We start from the raw sequence: 10384 nt of genomic DNA on the forward strand, positions 1-10384 counted from the left end.
GGCGCTCATCTCCCAGGTTGCCTCCATTGCCGCTGAACGGGGCGACCGCTTCCAGTGGCATGTGCTGGACTGGAACGAGCCCGCCATCAAGTTCTATGAGTCCATTGGGGCAAAGATGCTCCATCCGTGGCGCATCATGCGCGTCGACGGCGACGAGCTGCCGGCGCTGGCAAAGAAGTTTTCCGTATGAAGAAGGTTCACGTTATCGGCGGCGGTCTTGCCGGGCCGGAAGCGGCATTACAGGCCGCATCCCTCGGCTGCGAGGTGACGCTTTTCGAGATGCGGCCGCACCGCTCGACTGAGGCGCATCAGACCAGCGACTTCGCCGAGCTCGTCTGCTCCAACTCTCTGAAGAGTGAGAGTGAGAACACCGCTCCCTGGCTCCTCAAGCAGGAGATGCGTCGTGCCGGCTCCTTCCTGTTGAAGGATGCCGATGCTACCGCCGTTCCCGCCGGTCATGCCCTTGCCGTTGACCGCATTGAGTTCTCGCGTCGCGTCGCTGATGCCATCGCCGCGCACCCAGGCATTACGGTCGTCCGCGAAGAGGTCACCACTCTTGCCGAGGATGCGGACCACATCACCGTACTCGCGACCGGGCCTCTGACCTCGCCCGCTCTCGCCGGCGAGCTGCAGCGGCTCACCGGCAGTGACCAGCTCGCCTTCTACGACTCCATCGCGCCGATCGTTGATGCTTCGACGATCGACATGGAGAAGGTCTACTTCGCAGCTCGCTGGGACAAGGGAACCGCCGACTACATCAATTGCCCCTTCACGAAAGAAGAGTACGAGGCCTTTCTTGAGGCCCTGCTTGCTGCCGAGAAGGTAGCGAGCAAAGACTGGGAGAAGCCGCAGTACTTCGAGGCCTGCCTTCCTATCGATGAGCTCGCACGCCGCGGCCGCGACACGCTTCGTTTCGGTCCGATGAAGCCAGCAGGCCTTACCAATCCCAAGACCGGCCGCTGGCCTTACGCGTGCGTGCAGTTACGGCAGGAGAACCTGCGGGCCGACAGCTACAACCTCGTCGGCTTCCAGAACCACATGAAGTATGGCGATCAGGCCAAGGTATTGCGTATGATCCCCGGCCTCGAAAACGCAAAGTTTCTGCGCTACGGCCAGATCCACCGCAATACGTACATCAATTCGCCGGCCGTGCTGAACAACACACTGCAGTTGAAGACGCACCCGTCCATCCTCATCGCCGGGCAGCTCTCCGGGGTCGAAGGCTACACGGAGTCCATTGCGGGTGGTCTTCTCGCCGGCCGCTTTGCCGCCATGCTCGCCAGGGGAGAGCAACCGGTTACGCCGCCTCGCCAGACGGCGCATGGATCGCTCCTGCACTACATCACGCACTCTGAGGCAAAAGGCTTCCAGCCGGCCAATATCACGTTTCGGTCCCGCATGGGAGCGCACCAAGCAGATCCTCTTCGAACGGCGCAAGTTCGGTCTCTACTTTAAGCTGGCTCTCTGCGCTCTTCTGGCAGAAGCGGGTAGCCTGCTGTCCCTGCCAAACTTCACCGGCCTACGTTCCGGCGCATCACATCCAGCCGCGGCGAAATCCGCCTTGGCCATGGCCGCGGTCTCCGGCATCTYTATCTTCGCCGTCTTTATCGTCACGACCGTCCTCTTTCTTGTCGGTTCTCGCATGCAGTTGGTGATGGTGGATGTGGTCGCTACCAAACAGACTGAGATCCTGCCTCTGTGGCGGAAACATGGCGCACCCGTCTGGCGTTGGATGGGGCTGAAGCTCCTGCCCAGCCTCCTCTTTTACGTGCTTGTTGTCATMGCGACACTGCGTTACACCGGGGGCATCGCGGCACGCATGCGGCCGACAGTTCCAGGACAACTCCCGCCCGGGTTCTTCCCCGCATTTCTCCAGTTCTTTCTGGTGATCAGTTTCGTCAGCCTGTGTGTCTTCGCGATCTACTGGCTGCTGCGTGATTTTGTCATGCCGTTCATCGCGCTTGAGAATGCATCGCTCGCTACGGCGCTGGAGCGCGGCATGGCGGTGGTGAGGGATGAACCCGGCCAGGTAGTGCTCTATATGCTGCTCCGGGTGGCGCTGTTTATTGTTTTCGGCATCGGCGGCTACATCATTTATTTCGTTGCCGCGTTCCTCGGCCTGGTGCCCATGGGACTGCTCGGCGCCATCTTCTATCTGCTTGTGCACAAGTCGCCGATAGTCAGTGTGCTGATGGGGATCGGCCTGTTTGTCGGTTTGTTCGTGCTGGCTGTCTGGATACTCTTTGTCATGGTGCTGGTCGCCGGTTTCATGTTTACCTTCTTCCAGGCATATGCGCTGTACTTCCTTGGCGGCCGTTATCCACTTCTGGGGGAGATCCTGGAACCGGTTGGGCAAAGCTGGTGGAATCTGCACCCCTCTGTGCCGTTTGACCCTCCGCCCGCCGCTCCCGGAAACGCAGAGGAGCAACTGTAGAGCAAGAACTGTCAGGACGCATGAAACGACTTACTCCGTCTGAAGCCATCGGACCCGCCTTCAATCGAACCCGTGAGATTCTCTTTCAGCCCTTTCACTTCGGCCGAAGCTGGAAGCTCGCCGCTTCTACGTACGTCGCGATCATGGGAACCGCGTACATACCGTTTTGCACCCTCGGCATGATCTGTTTCATGTTCTGGAGGCCAAAGCTGTATGGTCCCATCAGGCTTGGGCACGCCTTTCTGGGGATCCTCGGCGCCCTTGTGTTTGATGCTCTTTCGTTCTGGATTTTTACCCTGGCGTCGCGGATGCAGTTGGTCTCCTTCGACATCGCGGTGGAGCGCGCTCAGTCTGTCGCTCCCGCCTGGCGGAAATATCATCCATTGCGTTGGCGCTGGGCGAAGCTGAAGCTCGCTATCACAACACCTCTTGCTTTAATAGCGTGGCTACCCGGTATCGTCATTATTCGTTGGATTCTTAGGTCAGGATTTGTTTTCAACGCAGCCCAACAGAACCCGTTTCAGATCGTCGCATCTCTCATGCTGGGATACGCCTGTTTCTTCGCGGGTCTGTCTCTCGTCGTTGTTGCCGGGGGTCTGCTGACAGATTTTGTCCTGCCCTCCCTCGCGCTCGAAGAGATTACCTCGGGTGATGCTCTGCGCCGCTTCCAGGCACACTTCCAGCAGGAGCCGGGAAGCATTTGCGGTTATGCCGCGCTGAAAATCGTTCTGGCGACCGCCGGGTTCATCGCGCACTACACCGTAAGTTCGATCGTGATGCTGTTCTTTTACTTCCTGATCATGATCCCGGCGATCATCGGCGGCCTCGCGCTCCCTCACCTGGCCATGACAGGTCGTGTTCTTGGCGGGGCGGGCGTCGCTGTCTTCCTGTTGTGCTTCTTTGCGATTGCCCTGTACGTGCAGCTTCTCACCATTGGCACGGTGACACTCTTCCTGCGCTGCTATGCGGCCTATTATCTCGGCGGACGCTACCCACGGCTCGGCGAGCTTCTCGAACCACCCGGCCAAAGCTGGTGGAATCTACAGCCGACGCCTCCGCCGGCACCGCAAGATCCTGAGCCACCCGCGATCGCAGGTGAGCCCGCAAGCTAAGACGTACAAGCAGTAAGCGCTGAAGGCCGGGGTCCCCGACGAACTTGGTTCGGTGGGGGTGAAACCCGCGTTCTATATCAGCCTGGGGCAACGGCCCAGGTATGATCAGCCTGGGGCAACGGCCCAGGTATGTGGCTCCATGCGCAACGAGCCAAACCATTCAACTATTCAACTATTCTTCTACCTTCTTATTCCGCCCCTTGGTCTTAAACCAGATCGGCGTTCCCACAAACCCGAAGCTCTCGCGGATCTGGTTCTCCAGGAAGCGTTCAAAACTGAAGTGCAGCTTTACATCTTTATCCGTGAACAGCACGAACGTCGGCGGAGCCACCGCGGCCTGTGTCATGAAGTAGATCCTCACCCGTCTGGACATCGGCACCGAGGCGCGCTGGAAGTCCACGCGCTTCAGGAAGCGGTTCATCTCACCTGTGGTCACGCGCTTACGGCGCTCTTTAGCGACTCGTGCCACTTCGCGGAAGACCGCCGGTACATTCATTGACTTCTGCGCCGAGATAAAGACCAGCGGCGCGTAGTCCAGATATTTCAAGTGCTCACGCACCTGCTCCGCATATACCTTCTGATCGGCGGAGGGCTGGCTCTTATCCTCGCGGTTCGAGGTGACGGCGTCCCACTTGTTCACCACGATGACGACGCTGCGCCCGCTCTCGTGAGCATATCCACCGATGTTGGCATCCAGGGCGGTCACACCCTCGGTGGCATCGATGATAAGCAGCGCAACGTCGCTGGCTTCCAGATGTTTGCGCGCCATGATGACCGAGAGCTTCTCGGCCATTGCGGTGGTCTTGCCCTTGCGGCGAATGCCGGCTGTATCCACAAAGCGGAAGTCATGTCCGCCGCGTGTAACAACTTCGTCGACAGCATCGCGTGTCGTTCCCGCAATCGGAGAGACGATGGCGCGCTTGGTTCCGGTCAGCGCGTTCAGCAGCGTGGACTTGCCGACGTTCGGCCGCCCGATGATAGCGATCTTCGTCTCGTGGAGATCGTACTCGCCGTGCGTGCGGTGCAGCTTGGGCTCGTCCTCAATCGTGGCTTCGTCGTCCGCCGCCTCTTCCGCTTCCGTTGTCGTTTCGGAGGCAGGCAGCACGTCATAGATAGCATCCAGCAGATCGCCCACGCCCGTGCCATGTTCGGCGCTGATGGGGAAGACCTCCTTGAAGCCCAGCGTGCGAAAGTTGTCAGCCTCCATAGCGACGGCCGCGCTTTCCATCTTGTTGACAGCCAGAAAGATCGATTTGCCGCTGCGTACGAGCAGGCGGGCCATCTCTAGATCCGGAGCGGTAATCTCGCTCCGTCCGTCCACCACCATCACGATGGCGTCGGCTTCATCGAGTGCGACCTGCGCCTGGCGGAAAATCTCGCTCGGAATCAGAGCTTCATCATCGGGAACCACGCCGCCGGTATCCACCAGGCGCGCCTTGTGGCCCTGCCACTCCACCTCCCCGTAGATGCGGTCACGGGTAATGCCGGGCTCATCGCCGACGATGGAGCGACGAGTTCCGGTAAGCCGGTTGAAGAGCGTCGATTTGCCCACGTTGGGCCGGCCGCAGATCGCGATCAGCGGCTCGGAGGCTGGATGCTGTGCATCTTCGATGAGCGAACCGCCCAGTTCGACCTGCGTCGCCGGGCGATCGCCGATGCGTACCTTCTCCGGCGGAGCAACATAGCGCTCGCGCTTCGGCAGCGGAACATTGGGGACGATGGTTTCTTTGCGCTCGAACTCCGGGGAACGGCGCGGTGTGCGTGCCTTCTCAACAGCGGCGCGCTTTTTAGCGGCAATCTTCTTGCGCCCCTTCGGCGACGCGTCAGAAACCCGTCCAGCTCCGGTGTTCGCTGCACGTGGGCTCTTGCCCTGTTTGGGCCGCGTCGATGCCTGCCGGTGCTTCTTTCCTAATCTCTTCTGAATCTTCCCGGCCACTCTCGCCTGCTTTCTCTCAGATTTCATTATAGAAAGTGATATGGCTGCACTATCGCGCGGCTTCCACAAGATCGGGTGCCCCWATGTGCCGGGGTCCCCAACGAACTTGTTTCGTTGGGGTGGTGTCTCTCGGGGACATGGGTATTCGAGCTACGCTCGAACCGTCTTTTTCTTATTTCCCGCGATATCATGAGGTGAGACTTTCACCTTGTCTTCACCTCCCACCATCTCGGAGAACCTCCCCACGCTGCACGAGTTCTTCGCGCCCGGCGGAGTGCTGGCCCAGTCCTCGCTCACCTACGAGCACCGACGCGGCCAGTTCGAGATGGCAAAAGCTGTCGAGAGCGCCCTCGACAACGGCCGTCACTTGGTCGTCGAGGCTGGCACCGGCACCGGCAAGACCCTCGCTTATCTTCTTCCCGCCCTGCGTTTCGCCCGCGAGCGGGGACAGCGCGTCATCGTCTCCACCGGTACTAAAAACCTCCAGGAACAGCTCTTCTTCAAAGACATCCCGTTCCTGGAGTCACTGCTCGGCCCCTTGCGCGTTACCTACATGAAGGGTCGCGCCAACTACATCTGCCGGCAGAAGCTCTACGCCCTGCGCGACCAGCCCATTCTCAACGGTCTGGAAGAGATCAACCAGTATCGCGAGATCGCCGAATGGGAACAGACCACCGAGACCGGCGACCGTGCCGAGCTGACCGTTCTGCCGGAGTCGTCCGCGCTCTGGTCCAAGCTCGATGCCCGCACTGAGGCGTGCCTGGGCCAGACCTGCCCTAACTTCGAGCGCTGCTTCATCACGGAGATGCGCCGCCGGGCCGCCGAGAGCGACCTTATCATCGTCAATCACCATCTCTTCTTCGCCGATCTCTCCATCAAACAGGAGGCGGCAGGCGCCCCGGACGCAGGCGTTCTTCCGGAAGCCGCAGCGGTCATCTTCGACGAGGCGCACGAGCTGGAAGATGTCGCCAGCGCCTACTTCGGTATCTCACTCTCCACCGGCCGTTTCGATGAACTGGCACGCGATACCGAGTTGCTGCTGCGTGCCCGTCAGGTCGTAGTGGCCGGTGTCGACTCCGCCATCGCCACACTCAAAGATCGCGCGCGTCTGTTCTTTTCGACGCTGCCCCATGCCAACTCGCCGGGCCGCATGCCGTTCACCGGTCGTACGGACTTCCTCGAACTCAATGGCGAGGCCTATCTTTCGTTACTCGCAGCCCTCGAGCGTTTCTTTGGCGAGCTCGATCGTGTGAAAGATGTGGACGAGGTGCAGGGCCTGAAGAAACGCTGCAACGACATCCGTGCCCATCTCCGCTTTCTGATGGAGACCGAAGATCCAAACACCGTCTTCTGGATTGAGCGCCGACCCATCGGCGGTGTTCGCAACGCTGCCCGGCGCGATGCCGCGCCCGCACTGCACACGCAACTGCAGGCCACGCCCATCGATGTCTCGGAGCTGCTGGTCGCGACGCTGTGGGAGAAGTTCAGCTCCGTCATCCTCACCTCGGCCACACTCACCGTACAGGCTGGTTTCGAACACATCCGCAAGCGCCTGGGCATGACCAGCGCACGCGAGCTGATCGTGCCCTCGCACTTCCAGTACGGCAAGCAGGCCTTGCTCTATCTGCCCCAAGGCATGCCCGATCCGCGCGACCCGGCTTTCATGAAGCACGCCACAGAACGCACCCGCCGCGTGCTTGAGATTACCGCCGGCCGTGCCTTCTGCCTCTTCACCAGCTACCAGCAGATGCGCGAGCTCTACGAGCGCATGCTGGTCGAGGTCCCCTTCCCACTCTTCCTGCAGGGACAGGCGCCACGCAAGGCACTTCTTGATGAGTTCCGTGCAACCCCAAACGCGGTGCTCTTCGGTACCAGCAGCTTCTGGCAGGGCGTTGACGTACAGGGAGAGCAGCTTAGCTGTGTGATCGTCGATCGCCTCCCCTTCGCTGTGCCCTCTGACCCGGTCATTCAAGCCCGCATGGAGGCCATCACCGCCACCGGCGGTCAGCCCTTCTTCGATCTCCAGGTGCCGCAGGCAGTCATCGCGCTGAAACAGGGCTTCGGCCGTCTGATCCGCAGCATCAACGATCGCGGCGTCCTCATGCTTCTGGATCCACGCATTCAGCGGCAGAGGTACGGTCGCATCTTTCTGGAGAGCCTGCCTTCCTATCGCCTCACCGACGACATCACCGAAGTCGAAAACTTCTTTGCATAAAGCGTGTAGATCAGCGACGGTCCTTTCCTCATCTGTGGGTTATATCGACATATTCGAGACAGCCCATGCACCGGGTGCCCCATGTCCCGTGGGGACATGGGCCCGGCCTTCACTATCCTGAGCACTGAGCTCAGATTTCCCACCAGACTCTGCTCTTGTTCAAGAAACCCAGCCTCGCTTCGCGATGTAGGCACGAAGAATGGTGCAAGAAGCACTGGGTCCACCGAATATGTCGAAACCCCCTAAGATAGTTGCCATGCGGAACCTCCTTCGCCTTGGCCTATGCTGCGCTCTGCTCGCTCTTTCGCTGCACGCACAAACTCCCGACGACAATCCCAACGGTAACCAGTGGACCGATCCGGCCCTCGACAACGCCAAGGCCGAAGCCGCCTTCAGGCCCATCGCGCATCCCGGCCTTCCGACTCTCTGGCTGATCGGTGACTCGACGGTGCGCAACGGAGACGGGCAGGGAAAAGGCGGCCAGTGGGGATGGGGTGATGAGCTCGATCCGTTCTTCCAGACCGACAAGATGAACGTCGTCAATCGTGCTCTCGGCGGGCGTAGCTCGCGCACCTATTACCGCGATCACTGGAGCCGCGTCCTCGCGCAGGTACAGAAGGGCGACGTTATCCTCATGCAGTTCGGTCACAACGACAGCGGCCCGCTCGACGACAAAGCACGTGCCCGCGGGACATTGAAGGGGACCGGTGACGAGACTCAGGAGATCGACAATCCCATTACCCGCAAGCATGAGGTCGTGCACAGCTACGGCTGGTATCTCCGGCAGTTTGTGCGCGAGGCGGAGGCCAAAGGAGCGATTCCGGTCATCTGTTCTCCGATCCCACGCAAGACCTGGGAGGAAACCACCGGCAAAATCCACCGCGATCAGTACGGCACGTGGGCTCATGAAGTCGCCGTGCAGGAACGTGTCGCCTTCCTCGATCTGAATGAGGCCATCGCCCGTGCCTACGACGCGATATCGCGCGAAGACGTCGAAAAGCTCTTCGCCGACCCGCATACCCACACCTCGCTTGAAGGCGCTCAGCTCAACGCCCGCACCGTCGTCTCCACGCTGCGTGCTCTGAATCCCGATCCGGTGCGCACGTGGCTCTCCAAAGAGGGCGATAGCATTCCAACCTACCTCCCTTAGGTGGATCGAACTACAGAGTGAAAGCACGATCTTCGTTGCCCCATTCTTCGCGGTTTCATCGCGAAGGGTGGGGTCCCCGGCGAACTCCCTGCTTGTGATCTCGCTCATTGTTGCTCTCAGCGGTGTGCTTTCTACCCTGTTCGAGCAGGCTGAGCGCCGCGCTGAGGATCAGCGCCGCAACCGCCGTAACTCATAGAAAAGGCAGGGCATTTGACGCGCTCTGAGCGGCCTTTTTATTCAATCCTTCAATCCTTCAATTCTTCAATTTGCTGTGGCTGTCGAGCAATCAGCAACCAGGAACGAGCAATCGGCCACTAGCTAGTAAACTGAATACTGAAGCATTTTTAGAAAGCAGACCGTGTCATGTTTGAAATCACCGTAGAGGCGACCTTCTCCTCAGGCCACTACCTCCGCAACTATCACGGCAAGTGCGAGAACCCGCACGGGCACAACTACCGTGTGCTGGTTACCTTGCAGGGCAAGGAACTGGACGGCAGCGGTCTGCTGCTGGATTTCAAGCTGCTGAAGCAGGTCATGCGTCCCGTGGTCAACTACCTCGACCACCAGATGATTAACGATCTCAAGCCCTTCGACGAGGTGAACCCGTCGGCCGAAAACCTGGCTCGCTACTTCTACCAGGAGACCAGCAAGCAGATGCTGGAGATGACCAACGGCCGTGTCTCGGTGAAGGACTGCGTCATGTACGAGACCGACACCTCCATGGCCCGCTACTTCGAGTAACTCCGTGCACCTTATCGAACTCTACAAATCGGTACAGGGCGAGTCCTCTTTCGCCGGCATGCCGTGCATCTTCGTCCGGCTGGCGGGCTGCAACCTGCGCTGCTCCTGGTGCGACTCCGAGTACACCTTTACCGGTGGCAAGCCCTACACGCTCGAACAGATCGAAGACGAACTTGCCGCTCTCTTCCCCTGCACCCTGGTGGAGTTCACCGGTGGCGAACCCATGCTGCAGGCGCGCGAGCTGCTTCCGCTGATGGATCGGCTCCTGGCGAAAGGCTTCACGCTCATGATGGAGACCAGCGGCGAGCGCCCCCTGGCCGCCGTTCCCCGGGCTGTGCATAAGATCGTAGACGTGAAGTGTCCCGGCGCCGGTTCGGCCGCCAATAGCTTCCACTTGGCCAACCTCGACGCGCTCACCGGCAACGACGAAGTAAAGTTCGTCATCAGTGACCGGGCTGACTATGAGTTTGCCCGTGGCTTCATCCGGGAACATGGGCTCGCGGCAAGGTGTGGCCATGTCCTGCTGTCTCCGGCATTCCAGAAGACGCCCTCTCCCGTGCGTACGGCAGACAATGCAACCCTCGATCCCCGTCTCCTCGTGGAGTGGATGCTGGCCGACGGCCTGCCCGCCCGCCTCAGCCTCCAGATCCACAAATTCATCTGGGAACCTCAGAAAAAAGGCGTCTAACTCAGGCGCAGCCAATCCTGCGCTGCCCCTTTCACCAACCGGCAACCAGGAACTAGCATCTAGCAACTAGCAACTGTTTTGCAGGAAGGGACCCGCAATGAGCTCGAC

The 10384-nt window shown here is 60.1% G+C and carries 8 protein-coding genes and 1 pseudogene; 8 read left to right on the plus strand and 1 reads right to left on the minus strand.

From position 1 onward, the window contains the following. The 4 genes and pseudogenes from AB4043_RS07195 to AB4043_RS07210 all read left to right on the plus strand — a co-directional run. Positions 1-190 (plus strand): annotated as a pseudogene (locus AB4043_RS07195) (GNAT family N-acetyltransferase); the annotation flags it as partial. Beyond that, complete coding sequence (trmFO, locus tag AB4043_RS07200) at positions 187-1455, plus strand: methylenetetrahydrofolate--tRNA-(uracil(54)-C(5))-methyltransferase (FADH(2)-oxidizing) TrmFO (protein ID WP_442306756.1); 1269 nt, start codon at positions 187-189, stop codon at positions 1453-1455. The pseudogene AB4043_RS07195 and the gene trmFO, both read left to right, overlap by 4 nt. Continuing rightward, positions 1418-2434 (plus strand): DUF7544 domain-containing protein, encoded by a 1017-nt coding sequence (locus AB4043_RS07205; protein ID WP_442306757.1) that lies wholly within the window; start codon positions 1418-1420, stop codon positions 2432-2434. Before trmFO ends, AB4043_RS07205 begins: the two co-directional genes overlap by 38 nt. Positions 2435-2454: 20 nt before the next feature. Then, on the plus strand, positions 2455-3546 hold the full coding sequence (locus tag AB4043_RS07210) for a DUF7544 domain-containing protein (protein WP_442301636.1): 1092 nt from the start codon (positions 2455-2457) through the stop codon (positions 3544-3546). Positions 3547-3718: 172 nt separating this feature from the next. Here AB4043_RS07210 and der read toward each other — a convergent pair whose 3' ends face one another. Further along, a complete protein-coding gene (der, locus tag AB4043_RS07215; protein WP_442301637.1) occupies positions 3719-5509 on the minus strand; it encodes a ribosome biogenesis GTPase Der in 1791 nt (596 codons plus the stop codon). A gap of 181 nt (positions 5510-5690) precedes the next feature. Between der and AB4043_RS07220 the strand changes: the two genes are divergently transcribed. The 4 genes from AB4043_RS07220 to AB4043_RS07235 all read left to right on the plus strand — a co-directional run bounded on the left by AB4043_RS07220 (position 5691) and on the right by AB4043_RS07235 (position 10276). Beyond that, positions 5691-7697: an ATP-dependent DNA helicase gene (locus AB4043_RS07220; RefSeq protein WP_442301638.1), complete on the plus strand. Its 2007-nt coding sequence runs from the start codon at positions 5691-5693 to the stop codon at positions 7695-7697. A gap of 256 nt (positions 7698-7953) precedes the next feature. Further along, positions 7954-8847: a GDSL-type esterase/lipase family protein gene (locus tag AB4043_RS07225; protein WP_442301639.1), complete on the plus strand. Its 894-nt coding sequence runs from the start codon at positions 7954-7956 to the stop codon at positions 8845-8847. Positions 8848-9210: 363 nt separating this feature from the next. After that, complete coding sequence (gene queD, locus AB4043_RS07230) at positions 9211-9588, plus strand: 6-carboxytetrahydropterin synthase QueD (protein WP_442301640.1); 378 nt, start codon at positions 9211-9213, stop codon at positions 9586-9588. Positions 9589-9592: 4 nt separating this feature from the next. Next, a complete protein-coding gene (locus AB4043_RS07235) occupies positions 9593-10276 on the plus strand; it encodes a 7-carboxy-7-deazaguanine synthase QueE (RefSeq protein ID WP_442301641.1) in 684 nt (227 codons plus the stop codon). The last annotated feature ends 108 nt before the right edge of the window (positions 10277-10384 follow it).

Origin of the sequence: Terriglobus sp. YAF25 (assembly GCF_052113305.1) — a bacterium.
Classification (GTDB): domain Bacteria; phylum Acidobacteriota; class Terriglobia; order Terriglobales; family Acidobacteriaceae; genus Terriglobus.

What these genes read in the sequence shown, in the direction of transcription:
- trmFO (WP_442306756.1), top strand. Translation starts at nt 187, where the DNA reads ATGAAGAAGGTTCACGTTATCGGCGGCGGTCTTGCCGGGCCGGAAGCG.
- queD (WP_442301640.1), top strand. Translation starts at nt 9,211, where the DNA reads ATGTTTGAAATCACCGTAGAGGCGACCTTCTCCTCAGGCCACTACCTC.
- AB4043_RS07225 (WP_442301639.1), top strand. Translation starts at nt 7,954, where the DNA reads ATGCGGAACCTCCTTCGCCTTGGCCTATGCTGCGCTCTGCTCGCTCTT.
- der (WP_442301637.1), bottom strand. Translation starts at nt 5,509, where the DNA reads ATGAAATCTGAGAGAAAGCAGGCGAGAGTGGCCGGGAAGATTCAGAAG.
- AB4043_RS07210 (WP_442301636.1), top strand. Translation starts at nt 2,455, where the DNA reads ATGAAACGACTTACTCCGTCTGAAGCCATCGGACCCGCCTTCAATCGA.